The sequence below is a fragment of the Bradyrhizobium sp. 141 genome (assembly GCF_023074055.1).
Taxonomy (GTDB): domain Bacteria; phylum Pseudomonadota; class Alphaproteobacteria; order Rhizobiales; family Xanthobacteraceae; genus Bradyrhizobium.
The window spans coordinates 25,763-46,292 of sequence record NZ_JADPKR010000018.1 but is presented as its reverse complement, the minus strand read 5'-3'; the positions used below and the strand labels follow the sequence as shown (position 1 = coordinate 46,292).

At 63.4% G+C, this 20,530-nt stretch carries 25 protein-coding genes; 11 read left to right on the top strand and 14 right to left on the bottom strand.

The genetic code is table 11. The features are described 5' to 3' along the window. Window positions 1-287 precede the first annotated feature (287 nt). A complete protein-coding gene (locus tag IVA81_RS06275; RefSeq protein ID WP_247313835.1) occupies window positions 288-665 on the bottom strand; it encodes a PRC-barrel domain-containing protein in 378 nt (125 codons plus the stop codon). Between the two features lie 551 nt (window positions 666-1,216). Between IVA81_RS06275 and IVA81_RS06270 the strand changes: the two genes are divergently transcribed. After that, window positions 1,217-1,438 carry a hypothetical protein gene (locus IVA81_RS06270; protein ID WP_247313832.1) on the top strand — a complete coding sequence of 74 codons (222 nt, stop codon included), beginning with the start codon at window positions 1,217-1,219 and terminating at the stop codon, window positions 1,436-1,438. A 147-nt stretch (window positions 1,439-1,585) separates the two neighbouring features. After that, a complete protein-coding gene (locus tag IVA81_RS06265; protein WP_346659367.1) occupies window positions 1,586-1,873 on the top strand; it encodes a hypothetical protein in 288 nt (95 codons plus the stop codon). A gap of 256 nt (window positions 1,874-2,129) precedes the next feature. Here the strand turns inward: IVA81_RS06265 and IVA81_RS06260 are convergent, their stop codons facing one another. From IVA81_RS06260 to IVA81_RS06245, 4 genes are all read right to left on the bottom strand, one after another. Next, on the bottom strand, window positions 2,130-2,321 hold the full coding sequence (locus tag IVA81_RS06260) for a CsbD family protein (RefSeq protein WP_247313827.1): 192 nt from the start codon (window positions 2,319-2,321) through the stop codon (window positions 2,130-2,132). Between the two features lie 424 nt (window positions 2,322-2,745). Next, entirely contained in the window at window positions 2,746-3,756 is a 1,011-nt protein-coding gene (locus IVA81_RS06255; RefSeq protein WP_247313824.1) for a transketolase family protein, read from the bottom strand. After that, complete coding sequence (locus IVA81_RS06250) at window positions 3,753-4,598, bottom strand: transketolase (protein ID WP_247313932.1); 846 nt, start codon at window positions 4,596-4,598, stop codon at window positions 3,753-3,755. Before IVA81_RS06250 ends, IVA81_RS06255 begins: the two co-directional genes overlap by 4 nt. Window positions 4,599-4,620: 22 nt before the next feature. Next, complete coding sequence (locus tag IVA81_RS06245) at window positions 4,621-5,382, bottom strand: glucose 1-dehydrogenase (protein WP_247313820.1); 762 nt, start codon at window positions 5,380-5,382, stop codon at window positions 4,621-4,623. Window positions 5,383-5,517: 135 nt separating this feature from the next. Here IVA81_RS06245 and IVA81_RS06240 point away from each other — a divergent pair, with 135 nt between their 5' ends. Both IVA81_RS06240 and IVA81_RS06235 read left to right on the top strand, forming a co-directional pair. Next, the gene (locus IVA81_RS06240) at window positions 5,518-6,405 is read left to right on the top strand and encodes a LysR substrate-binding domain-containing protein (protein WP_247313930.1); all 888 of its coding nucleotides are present in this window, start codon (window positions 5,518-5,520) and stop codon (window positions 6,403-6,405) included. Window positions 6,406-6,537: 132 nt separating this feature from the next. Beyond that, window positions 6,538-6,942 (top strand): GFA family protein, encoded by a 405-nt coding sequence (locus IVA81_RS06235; RefSeq protein WP_247313816.1) that lies wholly within the window; start codon window positions 6,538-6,540, stop codon window positions 6,940-6,942. Between the two features lie 46 nt (window positions 6,943-6,988). Here IVA81_RS06235 and IVA81_RS06230 read toward each other — a convergent pair whose 3' ends face one another. Genes IVA81_RS06230 through IVA81_RS06220 form a run of 3 tightly spaced genes read right to left on the bottom strand, consistent with a single transcriptional unit; the run spans window position 6,989 to window position 9,931 of the window. After that, a complete protein-coding gene (locus IVA81_RS06230) occupies window positions 6,989-8,203 on the bottom strand; it encodes an MFS transporter (protein WP_247313813.1) in 1,215 nt (404 codons plus the stop codon). Then, window positions 8,200-9,564, bottom strand: a complete 1,365-nt coding sequence (locus tag IVA81_RS06225) for an NAD(P)-binding domain-containing protein (protein WP_247313810.1) — start codon at window positions 9,562-9,564, stop codon at window positions 8,200-8,202. Before IVA81_RS06225 ends, IVA81_RS06230 begins: the two co-directional genes overlap by 4 nt. A 49-nt stretch (window positions 9,565-9,613) precedes the next feature. Then, a complete protein-coding gene (locus tag IVA81_RS06220; RefSeq protein WP_212081320.1) occupies window positions 9,614-9,931 on the bottom strand; it encodes a metalloregulator ArsR/SmtB family transcription factor in 318 nt (105 codons plus the stop codon). 116 nt (window positions 9,932-10,047) lie between these two features. Here IVA81_RS06220 and IVA81_RS06215 point away from each other — a divergent pair, with 116 nt between their 5' ends. The 5 genes from IVA81_RS06215 to IVA81_RS06195 all read left to right on the top strand — a co-directional run bounded on the left by IVA81_RS06215 (window position 10,048) and on the right by IVA81_RS06195 (window position 13,117). After that, window positions 10,048-10,410, top strand: a complete 363-nt coding sequence (locus IVA81_RS06215) for a metalloregulator ArsR/SmtB family transcription factor (RefSeq protein WP_247313807.1) — start codon at window positions 10,048-10,050, stop codon at window positions 10,408-10,410. After that, the gene (locus IVA81_RS06210) at window positions 10,403-10,930 is read left to right on the top strand and encodes an arsenate reductase ArsC (protein WP_247313804.1); all 528 of its coding nucleotides are present in this window, start codon (window positions 10,403-10,405) and stop codon (window positions 10,928-10,930) included. The genes IVA81_RS06215 and IVA81_RS06210 overlap by 8 nt, the downstream gene beginning before the upstream one ends. Then, window positions 10,930-11,631 carry an MIP/aquaporin family protein gene (locus IVA81_RS06205; RefSeq protein WP_247313801.1) on the top strand — a complete coding sequence of 234 codons (702 nt, stop codon included), beginning with the start codon at window positions 10,930-10,932 and terminating at the stop codon, window positions 11,629-11,631. The genes IVA81_RS06210 and IVA81_RS06205 overlap by 1 nt, the downstream gene beginning before the upstream one ends. After that, window positions 11,628-12,029 (top strand): arsenate reductase (glutaredoxin), encoded by a 402-nt coding sequence (gene arsC / locus IVA81_RS06200; protein WP_247313798.1) that lies wholly within the window; start codon window positions 11,628-11,630, stop codon window positions 12,027-12,029. The genes IVA81_RS06205 and arsC overlap by 4 nt, the downstream gene beginning before the upstream one ends. Before the next feature lie 221 nt (window positions 12,030-12,250). Then, on the top strand, window positions 12,251-13,117 hold the full coding sequence (locus IVA81_RS06195) for an ABC transporter substrate-binding protein (protein ID WP_247313796.1): 867 nt from the start codon (window positions 12,251-12,253) through the stop codon (window positions 13,115-13,117). Window positions 13,118-13,821: 704 nt separating this feature from the next. Here the strand turns inward: IVA81_RS06195 and IVA81_RS06190 are convergent. The 4 genes from IVA81_RS06190 to IVA81_RS06175 all read right to left on the bottom strand — a co-directional run bounded on the left by IVA81_RS06190 (window position 13,822) and on the right by IVA81_RS06175 (window position 16,384). Next, window positions 13,822-14,322 (bottom strand): heme-binding protein, encoded by a 501-nt coding sequence (locus IVA81_RS06190; protein ID WP_247313794.1) that lies wholly within the window; start codon window positions 14,320-14,322, stop codon window positions 13,822-13,824. A 29-nt stretch (window positions 14,323-14,351) separates the two neighbouring features. Next, window positions 14,352-14,975 (bottom strand): hypothetical protein, encoded by a 624-nt coding sequence (locus IVA81_RS06185; protein WP_247313928.1) that lies wholly within the window; start codon window positions 14,973-14,975, stop codon window positions 14,352-14,354. 242 nt (window positions 14,976-15,217) lie between these two features. After that, window positions 15,218-16,105: a DUF1259 domain-containing protein gene (locus IVA81_RS06180; protein WP_247313791.1), complete on the bottom strand. Its 888-nt coding sequence runs from the start codon at window positions 16,103-16,105 to the stop codon at window positions 15,218-15,220. A gap of 45 nt (window positions 16,106-16,150) precedes the next feature. After that, window positions 16,151-16,384 carry a hypothetical protein gene (locus tag IVA81_RS06175; RefSeq protein WP_247313788.1) on the bottom strand — a complete coding sequence of 78 codons (234 nt, stop codon included), beginning with the start codon at window positions 16,382-16,384 and terminating at the stop codon, window positions 16,151-16,153. Between the two features lie 459 nt (window positions 16,385-16,843). On the opposite strand from IVA81_RS06175, the gene IVA81_RS06170 reads away from it, so the two are divergent. Further along, a complete protein-coding gene (locus IVA81_RS06170; protein WP_247313783.1) occupies window positions 16,844-17,914 on the top strand; it encodes a Cj0069 family protein in 1,071 nt (356 codons plus the stop codon). Window positions 17,915-17,972: 58 nt separating this feature from the next. Further along, window positions 17,973-18,539: a hypothetical protein gene (locus IVA81_RS40605; RefSeq protein WP_346659366.1), complete on the top strand. Its 567-nt coding sequence runs from the start codon at window positions 17,973-17,975 to the stop codon at window positions 18,537-18,539. Between the two features lie 34 nt (window positions 18,540-18,573). Here IVA81_RS40605 and IVA81_RS06160 read toward each other — a convergent pair whose 3' ends face one another. Continuing rightward, on the bottom strand, window positions 18,574-19,551 hold the full coding sequence (locus tag IVA81_RS06160; RefSeq protein ID WP_247313779.1) for a tripartite tricarboxylate transporter substrate binding protein: 978 nt from the start codon (window positions 19,549-19,551) through the stop codon (window positions 18,574-18,576). A 72-nt stretch (window positions 19,552-19,623) separates the two neighbouring features. Beyond that, the gene (locus IVA81_RS06155) at window positions 19,624-20,529 is read right to left on the bottom strand and encodes a VOC family protein (RefSeq protein WP_247313777.1); all 906 of its coding nucleotides are present in this window, start codon (window positions 20,527-20,529) and stop codon (window positions 19,624-19,626) included. Window position 20,530 lies beyond the last annotated feature (1 nt).

The following is a 20,530-nucleotide window of genomic DNA, read 5'->3' as shown; positions in this document are numbered from 1 at the left end:
AAACCGAGGTCGTTTGTGCGGATAACAATAGAAAAAGGCCGCCCGAAGGCGGCTGTCCACCAGCAAGCGGCCTGAACTTCTTGGACGATCTCGGCAGCTAACTCTCATTGAGAGACCCCGCCGCAAGGTGGGCCGCCTCAATTGGCCCCCTTTGCAGATCAGCACCAAACTTTGCGGCAAGAATTACTAGCGTCAGTCGGCAGGATCAGATCCGACAGCACCCAGTGGGGCCGGCCGATCAGTTCAGCTGGCACTCATCACGGAGGTTTTTAGTGCGCCGCCTGGCGTTATAGGCCACCTCGCCCTTCCCAATAGGTGGGCGTCCCATAATACCGGTGAGTCTGCGTTTCCCAGTCTCGATCTTGCCAAGAGTCATCGCTGAACTCAGGCGCGTCTCTCAGCTGTTGCTCAGTGATGTTGGTTCGAAAACCGTCAAGCGACGTATCATATTTCAGAGCGCTCCAGGGAATGGGGTAGTGGCTGTGACCCAAGCCAACAAATCCACCGAAGCTCATGACCGCATAAGCCACGCGGCCTGACACCTTGTCGACGATGAGGTGATCAATCTCGCCGATATTTGTTCCGTCTGCTCCATAAACTTCGGTTCCCTGAATGTCCTCGCTTGAGATGCAGTGATGATCCGGATGGGCTGTTGCGCGGGCCATGACTTTGTCTCCTTCACAGGTAGGTTTGTCGGCTTAACTCGGCCGCTACGAGCGTGTTCCTGCGTCAGGAGAACATGCCGCAGCTCGATCATCACCGTCGCGGACATCGAGTGTAACAACTCAGCCCTGGTCGCTCCGAGCAGGCACCGCATCTGGCGACAAGAGGCGGGTCGCTGAGCACCGACAGGCGAGAGCACGGCTTCCGGATAGGTGCAGCGACGTGTCGGTGCGGTTTGCCGCACCGACACACCGAGGGCCTCGGCGCGGTGTGACCCACGTCCCGCAGGCAATCGGCATGGTTCATCTGTTTACTCGAAGGCCAACAGGTGGGGCGCCAAGATCATTTCCTATTATCAGGTCAGGGAGGTTCGCCTGACTCGGCAACGCGCGGCAATGGTTCTACGTCTTTCTCGTTCGGCCAAGATCGGCTCGGCGGCCCGGTCCTTATGGGTGGCCGAGGTTCGCGACCGCAACTTCTTCTCTTGAACCACTACGGCATCAGTCGGATACTTAGTCAGGTCCCTGGCGTCAGCATTCCTAGGAGGAAGATCATGGCAATCCAGATCGTGATGGACCGTACCGGCGAGAGCCGTCACCCTTTCAATCCTGACGAAACACGAGAGCTGGCGAAAGCGGAGCGGCGGTTCTACGCGCTGACCGATGGCGGTTCTGCGTCGGCAGTCCGGACGGGCCTAGGCCAGGTCTCGCAGATCCAGTGTTTCGATCCGACCGCTGAGGAAACCACCGTCTTCCCAAGATTGGTCGGCGGGTGATCGGCCCGCGCCATGTTGTGCTTCAGCCCATCTCGCCGGGGTGAACGCTCGCGCAAGAGAGCCGTCCGGGCTATCTTCATCCGGCTCGGCGCCGAGAGAACGCCGGAGGGTCGCTCGCTGCGGCTCTTGAGGGAGTGGCTATCGCCGGTGCAATCGGCGCAGTTCTTGACAAGAGGCTATTTCGAGGTGATCGGCGGGGACACCGGCAAGCAGTACAGGATCTACGCGGGCACAGCGTCGAACGTCTGCGAGGTCGACGAAAGAGGAGCTCCGACGATCGGGCTGTGTTTCCTGCCGCAGGGCGAGCTGCCAATCGGAGACGTCATGCTCTCCCAGAAGATTGCGCTGGAACGCTGCGAAAGTCGCACGCTTGAGGTCTCCAGAAAGTTCGTTCCGACTGGTTTTATGTTCCGGCGGAATCGCCTTTTGGGTTAGAGCCGCGGACTGATCGGGGCTTGGATAAATCAGCTGAGTCATAGGCTGATCCTCGCCGCCGCAATGGTAACGCGGCCTGTTTCTGGACCGCTAGTTGCAGTGGCGGATTTGCTCGGTTGTGCGCAGCAGATTGGACGTCGGTTCCCGCGCATATCCGCGCGGCTTTTAACCCCGAGCCGGCATCGACCACTCAGCCGGACTCTCCAGTAAGAAAAGGCCGCCCGGAGGCGGCTATTCTTAGTCTTCTCTCTTCTGCTTATTTCTTGAGGGCGTCCGCGGCGTCCCGCGCTGCGTCCTTCACATCTCCTGCGACGTTGTGGGCGGATCCCTTGGCCTTATCGATCTTGCCTTCGGCTTCCATGTCCTTGTCGCCGCTGAGCTTGCCGGCACCTTCTTTGATAGCGCCCTTTGCCTTGTCGGCAGCGCCCTTCACATGTTCTCGGTCCATGCTCCTGTTCCTTTGCTGTCCAGAAGACCAGCACAACGAAAGCGTTGCGCAGTGGTTCCTCCGAGAACAAGCACCGGACTCGCACACGAAGACTTCTGAATTTGGTCCAAAACGAAGTCTGTACAGAGCCATCCAGTGTTGGCTCACAGAGTTAGACCTGGCCTCTTCGCGGGCGTGCCTGGCGGAAATCTCCGCGCCCATGATCCGGCCGCCCCAGATGACCTCTCGTGATTTGGTGCCCATGCCGCCATCAAGGCGAAGGCCGACAGCGTCGGCAAATTATCGATAACTAGTAGGTCGAACGTGCCGTTCGATACTGCGTGTCGTGGGTGTGGAGAATTGACGTTGCAGACTCCAGGCCACGCGGCGGCATCGAGGGCTTGGAACCTCCGACACGCCGCGCAAGCCACGAAAGACGACGGCTCTAGCGCAGCCACTCCTTGATCTGCCGCGTCACTTCCGCGGTCGAGATGCCGTAACGGTCGTGCAACGTCGGCAGCGCGCCGGCGGCCAGGAATTCATCGGGAAGCCCGATCTGCCGGAATGCCGGATGGATGCCCGCGCGCATCAGCAGCGCGGCGACGGCTTCGCCGAGGCCGCCGATCACGGTGTGGTTCTCGGCGACGACGACGAGGCGGCCGGGCTTGCCGGCTTCGCGCAGGATCGCCTCGGCATCGAGCGGCTTGATCGTGGGCACATGCAGGACGGCCGCATTGACGCGATCGTCCGACAGCGCCTTGGCCGCCTCCAGCGCGCGCATGGTCATGATGCCCGAGGAGACGATCAGAACGTCGGCGCCATCGCGCAGCAGCGCGGCCTTGCCGAGCTCGAAACGGTAATTGTACTCGTCGAGCACCAGCGGCACTTGGCCGCGCAACAGGCGCATGTAGACAGGCCCGCGATGCGCGGCGATGGCAGGCACGATCTGCTCCATCTCGTGCGCGTCGCAAGGATCGATCACAGTCATGTTGGGCATCGCCCGGAACAGCGCGAGGTCTTCGGCGGCCTGATGGCTCGGTCCATAGCCCGAGGTGAGGCCCGGCAGCGCGCAGGCGATCTTCACGTTGCGGTCTTCTTCCGCGATGGTCTGATGGATGAAGTCATAGGCGCGGCGTGAGGCGAACACCGCATAGGTCGTCGCGAACGGCATGAAACCTTCGGCGGCGAGACCCGAGGCGGCGCCGAACAGAAGCTGCTCGGCCATGCCCATCTGATAGTAGCGATCGGGAAAGGCCTGCGCGAAGATGTGCAGATCGGTGTATTTGCCGAGATCGGCGGTCATGCCCAGAACGTCTTCGCGGCTGCGGGCGAGTTCGACCAGCGCGTTCCCGAACGGCGCCGGCCTGGTGCGCTGCCCTTCCGCCGCGATCGAGGCGATCATGGCCGACGTCGTCGGCCGCGGCTTTGCCGAAGGAGTTGGTCCAGCGGACTTCATGGCTGCTCTCCCGCGTCCAGTGCCGACAGCGCCAGCTGCCATTCGTGCGGCTCGACGCGAATGAAATGGTTCTTCTCGCGTTGCTCCAGGAACGGAACGCCCTTGCCCATCAACGTATCAGCGACGATCATGCGGGGCTTTGGCTCGGAATGCGCCATCGCGGCGTCGAAGGCGCCGACCACCGCGCCGAGATCATTACCGTCGACCCGTTGCACGAACCAGCCGAACGCCGCGAGCTTGTCCACCAGCGGCTCGAAGCCGAGCATCTGCTTGGAGGGACCATCGGCCTGCTGATTGTTGACGTCGACGATCGCGATCAGATTGTCGAGCTGGTGGTGGGCCGCCGACATGATGGCCTCCCATTTGGAGCCCTCATCCAGCTCGCCGTCGGAGAACAGCGTGAAGATGCGCGAGGCCGACCGCTTGCGCTTCAGCCCGAGCGCCATGCCGACGGCGATGGCGAGACCAAGGCCGAGCGAGCCGCCGGACATTTCCATGCCGGGCGTATAGGAGGCCATGCCGGACATCGGCAGGCGGCTGTCGTCGAAGCCGTAGCTTTCCAGCTCCGTCTCGGGAATGATCCCGGCCTCGATCAAGGCTGCATAGAGCGCGATCGCATAATGTCCGTTCGACAGCAGGAAGCGGTCGCGGCCTTCCCAGGCGGGATCTTCGGCGCGAAACCGCATGGCGTGAAAATAGGCCACCGCCAGCACGTCGGCGATGTCGAGCGCCTGGGCGATATAGCCCTGGCCCTGAACCTCGCCCATCAGCAGCGCGTTGCGGCGGATGTTGCGGGCGCGCTGGGCGAGCGTCGGCGCGTTTGCGAGCGTTGGTGTTGCCATCATCGTCTCTCTCCTGCTCCGCTCAGTGGATCAGCATGCCGCCGTTGACGTCGATGACGGCGCCGGTGACGTAGGCCGAGAGGTCGGAGGCGAGAAAGGTGTAGATGCCGGCGACATCGGCGGCCTCGCCGAGCCGGCCAAGCGGAATGCCCTCGAGGATCTTTGTCCGCATCTCGTCGGTCAGCTTGCCGGCGGTAATGTCGGTGCCGATCAGGCCCGGCGTCACGCAGTTGACGCGGATGCCGTCGGGCCCGAACTCGCGCGCCATCGCCTTGGCAAGCCCGAGCACGCCGGCTTTCGCCGCCGAATAATGCGGTCCGCCGAAGATACCGCCGCCGCGCTGGGCGGAGACCGAGGACATGCACGCAATCGATCCGCTCCTGCGCTTCTGCATGTGCGGGATCACGGATTGCGACAGGAACAGGATGCCCTTGAGATTGACGTCCTGGATGCGGTCCCAATCTTCCGGCTTGATGTCGAGAAGCTTGACGGGCTGGGTCACGCCGGCGTTGTTGATGAGGATGTCGATCTGGCCGAATTTGGCGATGACCGCGTCGACCGCGCTGATGCAGGCCTGCTTGTTCGCGACGTTGCAGGCAAGGCCAAGATGCGGCTCGCCCACGGCCGGTTCGAGGCCGCGCGCGGCAGCTTCCGCCGCCGGGCCGTCGATGTCGAGAATAGCGACGCGGGCTCCCTCGGCCGCAAAGCGGCGGGCGGTGGCAAGGCCGATGCCGCGAGGAGACGCAGCTCCGGTGATGATAGCTGTCTTGCCGCGCAGCAGCATGATGATCCTCCCTCAATGGCATTGCTGGGCACCCGACGGTGCCGCCGTTCTTGACCCGTTTGATTATGCCGCAGCGCTGCTCCGGACAAACGCACTGTTGTCTTGCATGGGTGAATTTGGTTCACTTGTCGGATGCTGCTGTCGAGTATCCCGATATCCTCCATCCGCGCCTTCGAGGCGGCCGCACGCACCGGCTCGTTCCGGGATGCGGCGAACGAGCTTCATCTCACGCCGAGCGCGGTCAGCCACGCCATTCGCAAGCTCGAAAGCGCGATGAGCACCGTCCTGTTCGAGCGCAGCGCCCGGGCGGTCCGGCTGACGCCGGCGGGCGAGAACCTGATGCGTCATGCCGGCGCCGCGTTCGACAATCTGCGCCGCGGCATCGAGGAGGTCGCCGGCCGTGGCCCGCAATTGCTGCGCGTGCACTGCGCCCCAAGCTTCGCCGCGCAGTGGCTCGCCCCGCGCCTCGCCCGCTTCATGGCCGCGGAGCCCAAGCTCGAGGTCCGGCTCGCCGCCAACACCGAATACGCCCGGTTCAGCAACGACGATTTCGACATCGACATCGTCTACGGTCAGCCGAGAGCCGAAGGGGTCGAGATCATTTCGCTGGGCGAAGAAACCGTGACGCCGCTCTGCACGCCCGAGCTCGCGAAGAAAATTCGCAAGCCGAAAGACCTGCTCGATCAGGTGTTGATCCGCTCGGACGTCAAGCAGGTGCAGTGGCATCAATGGTTCACGGCCAACGGCCTCGAAGCGCCGGCCATCCACGGCATGCGCTTTGATCGCAGCTTCCTGGCAATCGCGATGGCCTCGAGCGGACTTGGCGTGACGCTGGAATCGACGCGGCTCGCCGAACGCGAGATCGCGACCAAGCTGCTGGTGGCGCCGCTGGCCGGACGGTCCACCGACATTCGCTATGTCGGCCATCATCTGGTCTTTCCCCGCGCCGGCCAGCAGCGTCGGGCCATCCGCGCCTTTACCGAGTGGATCACGCGCGAGCTTGCGGCCGGCTGCTCGGCCTGAGCCATGGCGCGCCCGCGATGGCAGCAGCTGTCAGGCGACAGTAGGACGCAATCGCAAACCGATTGCGCCATTGATGCAGCAAGCCTCGGGAGCTATCGATCTGCAAAACCTGCTCTCAAACGGGAGGAACGCATGAGCACCATCACCGGCGGCTGTCATTGCGGCGCAATCCGTTATCAGATCGAAGGCGAACTGATCGTGCACGCGCTGTGCCACTGCAGGGATTGCCGGCTGCACGCCGGCGCGCCGGTCGTCGGCTGGACGATGTACGCGGAGGATGCCGTCAAGGTCACCAAGGGCGAGCCCAAGGTGTACCGGTCTTCGGAACACGTGCAGCGGCGCTTCTGCGGCGACTGCGGAACCGGCCTGTTCTACGCCAACGCCAGCATGCCTGGGATCATCGACGTGCAGAGCGCCACCAATGACGATCCCGATGCGATCCCGGCGACGATGCACATCCAGGTCGCCGAGCGCCTGCGCTGGATGGAGCGTGCGCACGAGCTGCCGACGTTCGACCGTTTTCCTCCGCAGCCGTAGCGGCAATATCTGTCGGCAGAACGATCACCGCCCAGGTCCGCTCAGCTTACGCATTGCCTCCACTCGGGAGCGGCTCCGATGTCGTCCGATCCGCACGCAACAGCAGCAGCGCAAAAAACGCGGAGATCGAGGCCAGCGCGCTGATCCATAGCGCGCTGCTGCCGATCTGCTCCACCATCAGACCGAGTGCGAGCGGCGCGAGGGCACCCGTCATCCTGGACGGAAGCGAGATCATGCCGACACGCCTGCCGAATCCTGTTGGCCCGAACAGTGCCAATGGAAGCGTGCCGCGGGCAATGGTGATGATGCCGTTACCTGCGCCATACAGCACCGTGAAGGCCGGCGCGAGGAAAGGTCCCCCCGCGACCAGCGCAACGACACCGATCGGATTCATGAGCATGGCGAGCCTCGCCGACAGCAGCGGATGAAACCGGCCGAGCCATCCGGCTTCGAGGAGACGGGCTCCGACCTGGGCAGGTCCGACCAACGCCCCCGCGAGCAAGGCCTCTCCCGGGCTCGCGCCGAACGCGACCAGCATGGTCGGCAGGATTGCCGAGATGCCCGAGCTGACGAAGCTTGCGGCTGCGAACATGTAGGCCAGCAGCACCATCGCGAACGTCTCGCTCTGGCGTCCGGAGCCATGCCCCGGCGCTGATCCCGCTGGCGCCTGATCCTGCGACACGGCGCGCGGCAGCAAGAGGTTGAGCGGCAGCGCCAGGAGGATGTGTATCAGCGCCCAAACCTGACAGGCCACGCGCCAACCGTACACGGAATCCAGCCAGGTCGTGAGCGGCCAACCCAACGTGCTGGCGAAGCCGGCGATCAGGGTGATGCCCGTGATGGATTTTCGGGCGCCGGTGCCATAGATGCGGGCGAGTGTCGCAAAGGCCGCTTCGTAAAGGCCCATGCCCATGCCGATCCCGAGCAGCATCCAGGCGGCGATCAGCACCGCCGCCCCCTGCGCAAAGGACAGCAGAAGCAAGCCAGCTGCGAAGACAAGGTTCGAGATCGCAAGCAGACCGCGTCCGCCGAACGTATCGATGGCATGACCGACACGGGGACCGAGAAGGCCGGAGATGACCAGCGCGCCCGACAGCGCTCCGAACACGTAAGTCGGCGCGAGTCCAAGGTCTCGCGCGATCGGCGCAGCAAGGATGGCGGGAAGATAATAGCTCGATGCCCACGCAATGGTCTGGGTGGTGCCGAGTGCGATGATCAGGCCAAGCGGACCTGTCGCCCGACCGCCGACAATTTGCCTCATGAGCAGCCGCAGCCGGAAGCGCCTGCCTTCTTCGCCGTCTCGTCGGCGGCGCAACACGCCGAGACATCTTCCTTTGCCGGACCGCCGCAACAGCCGGAAGCGGCGCCTTTCTCCACGCCACCGCGCGTGCAGACGCCGGTCTCCGGCAACACCAGCTCGACCCGCGCCGCGGCCGCCTTGTCGCCGGCAATGTCGGCGGCGATCGAGCGGACCTGCTCGTAGCCGGTCACCATCAGGAAGGTCGGCGCCCGGCCGTAGGATTTCATGCCGGCGATGTAGAAGCCCGGCTCGTCATGCGCGAGCTCGCGCGCGCCGTGGGGGCGAACGGTGCCGCAACTATGTTCGTTGGGATCGATCAGCGGCGCCAGCGCGACCGGCGCCTCGATGGCCGGGTCGAGCCGAAGCCGCAGCTCGGACAGGAACGACAGATCGGGACGAAAACCGGTCGCGACGATCAACTCATCTGCAATCACGCTACGCGCGCCGCAGCAGGCGCCGGCCGAAATCCTGAGGCGACCTTCGGAGTCCGACACGTGCGTGACGCCGAAACCTGTCTCGACCCCGATCTTGCCGGCCGCGACGAGCGCGGCGAAGGTCGAGCCAAGCTCGCCGCGTGCGGCAAGCTGGTCGTTGCTGCCGCCGCCAAAGGCCTTTGCGGGTTCGGTGCCGCGCAGAAGCCAGACCGGCTTGGTACCGGGCGCCTCCTCAGCGAGTTGCACGAGATCGATCAGCGTGCCCACGGCGGAATGGCCGGCACCGAGCACGGCGACGATCTTGCCGGCATGTCTGGCGCGACCTGCGCCCCGCACGTCCGGCATCCCATGGGCGATGCGGTCCGCGCGCTCGCGTTCGCCGATCGCGGGCAGACCGTTGCTGCCGGCAGGATTGGGCGAGAACCACGTGCCTGACACGTCGATGACGGCATCGGCGCGCAGTACCTCGGGGCCTTTGCCGTTCTGATAGCGGATCTCGAACGGCGCCTGCTCCCTGCCCTTGGTCTTCGCCTTGTCGAAGCCGGCGCGGCTGATCGCCGTAACACGGCTCGAGGTCCGGATCGCCTCGCGCAGCGGCGTTCGCGTCGCGAGCGGCTCGAGGTAGCGCTCGATCAGCTCGCCGCCGGTCGGATAGGATTGCGGGTCCGGCGAATTCCATCCCGTCGGCGCGAGCAGGCGCGCCGTCGCCTTGTCGACATTGTATTCCCACGGCGAGAACAGCTGCACGTGCTGCCACTGACGGACCGCGTGAGCGGCCTCATCTCCGGCCTCGAGCACGATGGGAGACATGCCGCGTTCGAGCACGTGCGCGGCCGCCGCGAGACCGACCGGCCCTGCCCCGATGATCGCAACCGTCTTCTCGTTCATTTCGGCTTCTCCCATTTTTCTAGAATCATGGAATAAATCGACAAAAAAATCAGGCCGCCGTTTGCGTGCCCTTGCATTCGGCCTCGTCGGCACAACACTCTGCCGCCATGAAATCGAGCAGGCCTCGCATCGTGTCATAGTTCGCATGACAGACCAGGCTGGTGGACTCGCGCACCTGACTGACGAGCCCGACCGACACCAGGCTCTTGATGTGGTGGGACAGCGTCGAGGCCGGGATCTTCAGTTTGTCCTGCAAGCGGCCGACGGGCATGCCTGCGTGCCCGGCCCGGACGAGGGCCCGATAGATCTGGAGCCGGGTCCGGTTACCCAGGGCTTCCAGCCGTGCTGCTGCGTCATCGATCTTCATGGTGGGGACGATGCTCTACATCGTGCCCACCGTCAACTATATTTCTAGAATATTCGAAATAAGAAATCACGGATCTCGGATTGACGCCAGGTGAATAATTCCATAAGTCTGGATATATGGAAACCGAAGAAGCCGTCCTGGCGCTCGCAGCGCTGTCCCAATCGACCCGTCTGGAAGCCTTCCGGACGCTGGTCCGGCACGAGCCCGACGGCCTTGCGGCAGGCGATCTCGCCCGCCTGCTGGAAGTCCCCCAGAACACGCTTTCGGCCCACCTGGCGGTCCTGAGCCGCGCGCGCCTCGTGTCCTCCGAGCGGCACAGCCGCTCGATCATCTACCGCGCCAACCTCGCCGAATTTCGCGACATCGCGGTTTTCCTACTGCGCGATTGCTGCGGCGGACGCCCCGAAGTTTGCGAGCCTGTCGTTCAAACCCTGCAATCGTGCTGCTCGCCGAAGCGAAAGGAGCGAAGCCGTGGCTGACCATATCTACAACGTGCTGTTCCTGTGTACCGGCAATTCGGCCCGGTCGATCCTGGCCGAGTCGATTCTTCGCAAGGACGGCGCCGGCCGCTTTCAGGCATTCTCCGCCGGCAGCACGCCGAAAGGCGCAGTGCATCCGCTGGCGCTGCGCACGCTCCAGACCATGGAGTACCCGACCGACGGAATGCGCTCGAAGAGCTGGCTGGAGTTCGCCGCGCCCGATGCGCCGGTGATGGATTTCGTCTTCACCGTCTGCGACAACGCCGCGGGTGAAGCGTGCCCGATCTGGCCGGGTCAGCCCATGACGGCGCACTGGGGCATCGGGGATCCTGCCGCCGCCGAAGGCACGGAGCTCGACAAGCAGGCCGCGTTCATCACCGCATTCCGCTATCTGAAGAACCGGATCGATGCATTCGTAAGCCTGCCGCTACGAAGCATCGACAGCCTCTCGCTCGGCACCAGGCTGCGTGAGATCGGCCGCGCTGAGGGCGCGACACATTCAACGCCGAAGGCCGGCTGATGGACAGGTTCGACCTCTCGCGTCGCCTCGCCGCCGAAGCGCTCGGCACGGGCATTCTGGTTGCCACCGTGGTCGGGTCCGGCATCATGGCGGAAACCCTGACCAAGGATGTGGCGCTTGCACTGCTCTGCAACACCTTGCCGACCGGCGCCATTCTGGTTGTCCTGATCACGGTGCTCGGTCCGATCTCCGGCGCGCACTTCAATCCGGCCGTCACCCTCGTCTTCACCGGCAAGCGCGAATTGCCGGTGAACGAGGCCGCGCTCTACGTGATCGCGCAGATCGCCGGCGGCATCGCCGGAACACTGGCGGCGCATCTGATGTTCGGACTGCCGCTGCTCGACTTCTCGACCAAGGTCCGAACCGGAGGGCCGCAATGGTTCGCGGAAGCCGTCGCTGCGTTCGGATTGGTCGCGACGATCCTGGCCGGCATCCGCTTTCAACGGACGGCGGTGCCCTGGCTGGTCGGCCTTTACATCACGGCGGCCTATTGGTTCACGGCTTCCACGTCGTTTGCCAACCCGGCGGTCGCGATCGCAAGGTCGCTGACCAACACCTTCGCCGGCATTCGCCCCGTTGACCTGCCCGGGTTCATCCTTGCAGAGCTCTGCGGCGCGTTCATCGGCATGCTGCTGATGAACTGGCTGCTCGGCGCCTCGCAAGCACGCGGCCCTGTTCCAATTGCGGAGACACCTCGATGAGCGTCACCATCTATCACAACCCCGCCTGCGGCACCTCGCGCAACACGCTCGCGATGATCCGGCAGAGCGGCGTCGAACCCGTCGTGATCGAATATCTGAAAACGCCGCCGTCCCGGGAGAAAGTCAAGGAGCTGATCGCGAGAATGGGCATTCCGGTCCGCGCGCTGCTGCGTGAGAAGGGAACACCGTATAAGGAGCTCGGCCTGGACGATCCCAAATGGACCGATGACGAGCTGATCGATCAGATGCTCGCCCATCCCATCCTCATCAACCGTCCGATCGTCGTGACGCCAAAGGGCACGCGGTTGTGCCGTCCCTCGGAAGCGGTCATCGACCTGCTGGATCATCCGGTCGGCCGGTTCGTCAAGGAAGATGGCGAGGTGGTCGAAGCGCGATAGACTGGCGGGAAGGCGGCTGCGGGCCCTTGGCTTAACCGGAAGCGGACTTCGTTGAGGCTCTAAAAGCCGCTGGCGGGATTCCAGCGGCATGTTAGCATCACGTTCTTGCAGGTTCGTGAGCAAACGTCATGCATCGCACAATCTCTCGTCGCGTGGTGCTTATCGGCTGCTTGGGTTTGGCAACGCAGAAGGCTGTTGCGCAACGATCCCGGATCTGGCGCGTGGCCTACCTGGCGTCCGGAAGAGGCTCGGTTACGGCTCCCGTCATAAGGGATACACTCCGCTCCCTCGGCTACGAAGAAGGCAAGAACCTCGTTTTCGATGTTCGCGAGGCGAATGGCCGTTATTCGGAGCTGCCGGAATTGATGCAGCAGCTTCTCCAGTTGAAGCCCGACGTCATCATCGCCGAGGCCACTCCGGCGATCGCAGTTGCCCAGAAGGCCACATCGACCATCCCGATCGTCATGTCGCCATCGACCGATCCGATCGGCTCCGGCTTCGTGAGGAGTTTCGCCAAACCCGGCGGCAACATCACGGGTGTCGCCAACATGTTCGGCGACCTCACCGCCAAGACGCTCGACATCGTTCGGCTCGTCTTCCCGAACGTCAGGAAACTCGGAGTGCTGACGTCCAACAACCCGACACACGCCGCGCTGTTCGAGGTCGCCCGCGACGCGGCGGCGAAGATCGGGATTTCGGCGGATCGCTATATCGCACCGAACCCGGAGGACGTGAAGAAGGCCTATCAGGACATGAGAGCCGCCGGCTGCGACGCGGTGTATGTGCTTGCCGATCCGATCAGACCTTCGCTTCCTTCCATCGCGCTGGAGCACCACCTGCCTTCAGTTTTTCAGGTTAACAGCTACACCGAATTGGGCGGGCTCATGAGTTACGGTCCTGACATCCTGCCGTTGTTCGTCAAGGCCGCGCACTATGTCGATCGCATATTGAAAGGTGGAAATCCTGCCGAGATACCTGTCGAACAGCCAACCCAATTCGTGTTCACGATCAATCTGCGAACCGCAAAGGCGCTCGGCCTTTCAATTCCGGAAAACGTCTTGATCATGGCCGACAAGGTCATCGAGTAGCCTGCGTCAGACTCGGCTGCGGGACCGATCGCAGCAGCTGTCACGCGACAGTAGGAAGCAACTGCCTGTGGTCGATTGTATGAGCCGGTTCACACGCCGGTGCGATTTTCAGCGCAGCGATGGCGGGGAGGACTTCACCGAACGTGCGGCTTGATCTTGTTTTGGGCCGCAGGGCATCACACGGAGAGCGGATCCGGTCTCAAGTCACGCACTGCCAGGGATCGCTTGTGCGCCAAGGAGGAGCATGTTAGCGGTCGGTTTCGGGCCACATACAACCGCCCGACTAGCTTTCGAGCCAAGCGTTGTTTCGCTCCATTTCGGAGGTGAAACATGTCTTGCGACAGCACCACTGCCTCAACCGATACATCCCGCGCAGCTTTCGCCCCTTCTCCCACGCTCAGATGGTTCTGGAGATTGCCGCTCGCTCTCTTGAACGGAATAACGCGACGCCGCCAATACAACGAGCTTCTCGAATTGGACGACCGGTTGCTCGCGGACGTTGGTTTATCGAGAACAATCGTTGCGGAAGTTCGAAAATCTCACTTCGCCGACTGGCGCACCACTGGTTGATTGTTCATTTCCGTAGAGCAGGCGCCGCGCCTCGCCCAGCGAGGGCGGCACGTCTCCTCATCTCCGCGGGTCGGGCGGCCTGCCAAGGCCCGCGCCAACGTTCAAAGGCAGTCCAGCCGCGATGGCGTTCGCTCTCAGAAGTCCAGCTTGTCGCGTACGGCCTCGATCCCGGCTTTCGCGCACGCTTCGTCCGCGTCGCCGCCCGGTGCGCCGGATACCCCGACCGCTCCGACCAGAGAGCCGCCTGTTTCGACGATCAATCCTCCTCCGATGATGACTGCTCCAGGAAGATTGCGAATGCCCGCCTGCATCATGCCGGGCTGGCTGATCGCATTCAGATCGGTCGTACTGGTTTTGAACGACACGGCGGTCCACGCTTTGCCGGATGCCGTCGATGGCGAGTGGGGGCCTGCAAAGCGATCACGCAACATCACTTGCGTGACGCCGAAGCGATCGACGACAGCGACGGCGACCTGATATCCACGGCTACGGCAGCTGTCCAACGCGGCGCGCGCAAGATCGAGCGCCAGTTCCGGGCTAAGTGATTTGTAGGCGACGATGGCTTCTTCCGCCCGCATTGGACTGATGGACGCGATCAGCAGGGCGGTCGCGACCGACAAGCATCGAACATTCATGACAATCTCCGGCAAAGGTGGGCAAACGCCTATTTGACCTCACCATATGCCAGATCGTCGAACAACGTGACGCTGTCCGCCTTGGTCCACAGGCCAATCATGCCGGGGTCCGTCATGGTCGCGTCCTCCACCTCGAATAACGGCCTTCCGTCATAGGTCACCTTGAACCGACGTCCCGCGAAATCGCAGCGCAGGGCATGCCATTGCCCGGATGGCACTGGCGTGCCGACACCGTAGCCGCCCTTGCGACCGACGATCTCCAGCGAGGTTCGAACGCCGCTCACCATCTTGTAGAGCACGACATTATCCTCCAGCGCGTTGGCCCGCACGACGTAATAATTGTCGGCATCCCTCGCGCGCCAGATCACTCCCGCGGCGCGATCCTCAGAGCCGGTAATCGCCTTGAATTTGACCTCCACGAAGCCGTCACGGATGGCGGTGCCGCTCTTGAGGGCCACCGGAAACGTCGCCCGTCCGGATTGCTTGAGAACGTTCGGCTTGCTTGGGGCCGTGGCGTCGGCCTCAACGGTCCATTTCGGCTCTCCCTTTCCGGTCTTCGTCAAAGTCCAACCTTCCGGCGGCATTCCGGCAGGCGCGTTGTCAAAATTCAGGGTTTCAGCCACGGCATTCCCTCCCAGCAACAGAGCCAGCATGAACGCCAAGGCAAGCCTCGGTCCCGCAGAAGTTCGGAACGCAAGGCTTGCGGCGGTGCAGGTCATCGGCTGTCCCAACATCGACATTCAAGTATCGAACTTCCCGGGTTTGGAAATGCACAGCGTGTCGTCAACGCGGCCGTGACGAGGGTGCATGCGATGGCGTTTCGAAAGGAACGCTTCATTCTTGGACCGTTTCAAGGAGAAGTTCGGCTGGTATTTTGCGGCTAGGTCCGGCCAGCTCAGTTCTTCGTGCTGGCTGTCTTGTCGAGCGCGGCACGCAGGCCGTTGGCGAGCTTGATCGCATCTTCATTGGCCCAGAAGTGCATGAAGAAGAGCCGCGGTTGTTCGTCCAGCATGTGGCTGTGCAGCGCCGTGACCTCGATGCCGTGCGTCCGCAGCGCCACGATGACCGGATTCACCTCGTTGCTGGTCAGCACGAAATCGCCCGTGATGGCGGCCTCGCCTCCCCCAGTCGGCTGGAAGTTGATGGCGATCGCAACGCCCATCGCGCCGACCGGCGTCAGCGGCATGCCGTCTTCGATGATCGGATCCGACCGCTTGACATTGAACTGGTAGACGCCGCCGTTGGCCTGTCCTTTGACGCCGATGATCTGATCGAGCCTGGCCGTATCGAGGTCGATCGCGGGCGCGGGGTTCGCTGGCGCTGCGACCGTCAGCGGGGTTTTGCTTTCGGTAAGCGCATCATGGATCGCCGAGGCCAGCTTGACGGGGTCGCCGTGTCCGGCGACGTGCATATAAAACGTGGCCGGACTGGCACGTAGCAAATGATTGTGCACGGCGGTGATCTCGAGACCGCTCGCGATCATCTTGGCCATGACGGGATTGATCTCAGTATCGAGGAGCACGAGATCTCCCATGACCATGGCGCCGCCATGCGCAGGCTTGAACGCGATCCAGCCGCCGAGCGCCAGCGACGGCTTGATCGTCACCCCGTCCAACGTCACGGAGAGATCGGTGCGGGGAAAGCCGTAGCGGTGTACGTCATCCGCAACAACTGGCTTTCGGCCCAGCGTCTCGTCCACTTTCTTCCAGTTGAGTTCCTGCGCATGAGCGCTCGCGATGAAGCAGGTACTGATGGCGATCAGCGCCGAGATTGTCTTTCGCATTGATCTGCTCCTTGAGCTTGGATTTCAGGTTTCCGCGCCCCCGGCTCACTTCTGCTCTTTGATTTGGCCGCTACTATCCATGACAAGCCGCACCTCTTTGCCGTTCTTCACGGCCTTTGCGGTGGTGCCCTCCGCGGTCGACTTGATGTCACTGACCTGCGAATAGCCGGCGGCCTTCAGCCTGGCGACGAACTCCTCCTGTGTTAGAGCATGTGCGCTCGACAGCCCGGCAGCGATCGCCAGAAGCAGAGCCGTGTGAAAGATCGCTGGTGTCCGCATGATCGTTCTCCTGGTGGTCATCCCTGCCCCAGGTGAAGCCGGCTTTGTGACGTCGTCTCCGGCAAAGCGCGACCAGGTGCCGCCACTCCGCGGACGCCTATGCCGCGTCGGCGCGGCCGCGTTCTGGTCAGTTGAGACGATTTGTGGAATGGCTTGGTGACCGAAAACGACATACGGCGTCCTTGATGAAAGTCAGGACGCGATGCTTCGGCATGTCGCCTCGCGGGGAGATCGCACGCCCCGTCACCGCAAATAGAAACCGCCAGGGCGGAGCTGTCAATCCGCGGTTACCCTCAAATCGCCGGCGCGCGTCACGAAGAGTTCACTGGTCGAACGGAACCAATCGCCCCTTGAAACGACCGGACGATCTCACCTACATTGTCTGCGTGGGGACGAAGCAGACTCCCCGTGAGACCTAGGTCCAAGCTCTGCGCAGCACGCTAGTCGTGGAGCTTGCGCATGGACACCCACTCCTCTTCCCGCAATATTGTCGCCATCCTTTCGCGCGGAGATGCCGCCGCGCGCGCGGCCGCAACGCCTCAAAACAGCCGCTTCGTCCGCGTCTTCGAAGCACTCGCCGCTGTCGGCATCGAAGCGCATCCCGTGATCTACGACGAGAGCTTCACTGATGCGGTCCGCGACCAATTGCTCGCGGCCGACTGCGTGCTCGTCTGGGTCGATCCGATCCACCAGGACAAGACGCGTGTCGAGCTCGATCCCCTGCTGCGCGAGGTGGCGGCGCGAGGACCATGGGTCAGTGCACATCCAGACGTCATCCTGAAGATGGGCGTCAAGGAGGTGCTCTACCGGACCTGTCATCTCGGCTGGGGCACCGACACGCATCGCTATGACACGGCGACGGCGTTCCGCGCGGAGTTTCCCTCACGCCTTCGGGCCAGCGGCCCCCGCGTGCTCAAGCAAAATCGCGGCAATGGCGGCCAAGGGGTCTGGAAGGTGGAGGATCTGCCCAACACGAACGCCATGGTTCGCGTGCTCCATGCACAACGCGGCAGCCAACCGGAGGACCTGCCGCTCGATGCATTCATCTCTCGATGCGAGCCGTATTTCGGCTGGGGCGGCTGTATCGTCGACCAGGCGTTTCAGTCTCGCCTGCCCAAGGGAATGATCCGCTGCTACATGAGCGGCTCTGAGGTCGCGGGCTTCGGGCACCAATTGATCAAGGCGTTGGTGCCACCGCCACCAGAAGGCCCTGATGCGCCCGAGGCGCAGCCGAGCCCGCGGATCATGCACGGGCCCGATGCCCCGACGTTCCAGGCGTTGCGAAGATCCATGGAGGACGAATGGACACCGCAGATGATGGAGACGCTCGGCATCGACGCCGCCTCGCTCCCCGTGATCTGGGACGCGGACTTCCTCTACGGGCCGCGCAACGCGGCCGGCGCCGACACCTACGTGCTGTGCGAGATCAACGCGAGCTCCTGCTTTGCCATCCCCGAGCAGGCGCCGGCAGCGATCGCGCGAACGGTCGAGCAGCGCCTGCTGCGGATGCAGGAGGCACGGTCCGGCTGAGATAAAGCTCGCGGAGCCGGACGACGTCTCGCCGATCCTATTCGGCCGTTTGCGGGGCGTGCATTCCGTTCACCATTTCGACGGCAGCTTCGTCGGCGAGCGCCGGTTGCTCGCCATCAGGCAGTCCCCGCCCCTTCACGAGGCCAAAGATCGCGGGGATCACAATCTCAGGGTTCAGCGAGATTCAGATTCGAGGAGGTCGGAAGGGAGGACTGCCGCCGCGGAAGGACACGACCTGATCCTCAGGAATCGCGATCTTGCTCGCCGCTACGGCGAAATGCCCGAAGGCGACGGGCCAGATGTCATCAAGCGCAATGGTCCCGCCGACGCAGCAGAAGTCCATCCCGCATTTGTAGCCGCCGGTCTGGGAGGGCGTCCCCTTCATGTCGAGGAGCAATCGTCCATCGCCATCTCGGCATCGCTGCCCATTTGCATGGTCACCTGCATGTCATCCGACGACATTGCAAGGCTGGATGCGGACGCACCAACGGGCAGCATCCAGCGACATGGCGAATGCCAGGATGGTACGGGCGAACCGCATCTCTATCGACTTATCTTTCGGAGGGAGCGCGTCCTTAGTAACAAGTGCCAGCGACGCTTGTTGATCCGGATCAAGCATTCGTGACCGAGGTGCTGGCCGGCACCGCCGCCTGCCCGGCTCAGATCTTCGGAATCTTCGCCCGCTCGACCACGCCGGTCCATTTGGCGATCTCCGTCTCGATCAGCCTCTTCATCTCCTCCGGCGAGCTGCCGCGGACCTCGCCGCCGACGGCCGTCTCCAGACGCTGCTTGATTTCAGGGTTTCCGAGTGCGTCCAGCGTCGCTGCGTTGAGCGCGGCGATGATGGCGGGCGGCGTTCCCTTGGGGGCCAACAGGCCTGCCCAGGTGCGCACGTCGTATCCCTTGAGGCCGGCTTCCTGAACCGTCGGGACATCGGGAAGCAACGCGGTGCGCGTCGGCGAAGTTACCGCCAAGCCACGGATCGCGCCGCTCTGGATTTGTGGGGCCAGCAAAACGGGCGTGCCGACGATGACAGGAATTTCTCCACCGAGCAGCGCGGTGATGGATTGCGAATCGCCGCGATACGGCACGTGCACGATCTCGACGCCGGCGGTTGCGTTGAGCAATTCTCCCGCGAGGTGATGGGTGCTGCCGAAACCAACCGATCCGAAACTGAGCGAGCCGGGCTTTGCCTTCGCGATCGTGATGAGATCGCCCAGTGATTTTGCCGGATAGTCGTTACGCACCGCAATGACGAGCGCGTAATAGACCAACGTCGAGATCATCTCGAAGCTGTCGGCGGGCTGGTAAGCGAGGCTCTTGTAGGTCGCCGCGGAAATCGCATGCGCGCCGGTGACGAGACCGAGCGTATAACCGTCAGGTGCCGCCTTGGCGACCGCGTCCGCGGCGATGTTGCCGCCGGCGCCCGGCTTGGCCTCGACGATGACCGGCTGCCCGAGCTTCTTCGACAGCCCGTCGGCGATGATGCGCGACAGCGCATCGGCCGCGCCGCCGGCGGCAAAGCCATGCAGCAGGCGGATCGGGCGCGACGGATAATTGTCCGCCGACGCCGGCCCGGTTGCGAGAAGACCGCCAGTCAGGAAAATTGCCGCAGCAAGCCGCCTCATCCATTGCATGGATGCATCCTCCCTTTGATTGTTATGTCGTTGGCCGCAACGCGCGGCGTTATTCAGATCGAATTGAATCCGCTACCGCGCAAACTCCGTGCATTCAGGCGATGGTGCCATGCCCCAGACGTCGCGCGGCAGCCCGACCCAGACCTTCGGTCGTTGCGGACGATCGCGATGCCAGGGACGCGGCTCGAAATAGCCGAGCTCCTCGTCCGCCATCCGGTCGAGATCGCAAAACAGCTCGACCAGATGGCCATCGGGATTGCGGTGATAGATCGCGGTGTTGTGGCCGGGGCCGTGACGCACCGGGCCCCAGAGCACCGGGAGCTTGTGCCGCGCGAGATGATCGCAGGCCCGATGCATGTGGTCGGGGCCGCGCAGTTCGAAAGCAAAGTGATGCAGGCTGCGGACGGGCGCCTGCGCAAAGTTCAGCGTGTGATGTTCGAAGCCGCTGCGCATGAAGACGAAGCGATCCTCGATCCAGTCGGAGACCCGCAGGCCCATGACGTTCGCATAAAACTCCGCGGTCGCGCGTGGATCGGGCGTGCGAAGGGCGACATGGCCAAGCTTGCTGACGGCGAGCCCGTCGATCCGCTCCTGCGCGGGCGTCGGCGTCCAGCCCTGGATCAGCTCGAAGCGTGTCCCCTCAGGATCGACAAAGGACAGCAGCCTGGAGACGCCAGGCAGGGAATCGCTCCGAAACTCGGGCCGCAGATCGGCCTGCTTCAGTGCGGCGCCCAGCGCTTCGATCTCAACATCAGGCGATATCTCGAAGGCGATGCTCTTCAGCGCGGCGTCGCCGGGCTCGATCACGAGCGAGAGCTGCTCGGAATCGCTGGCGAGGAAGATGCGGTTTCCATCGCGGCCGACGAGGCCAAGACCGATCACGCCGCGATAATAGTCGAGCAGCCGCTCCGGGTCGGGCGAGGCGAAGGCCGCGTGCCGCAGCCGGGTGAAGCGTGCAATGGGTGCTTGTGTGCTCATC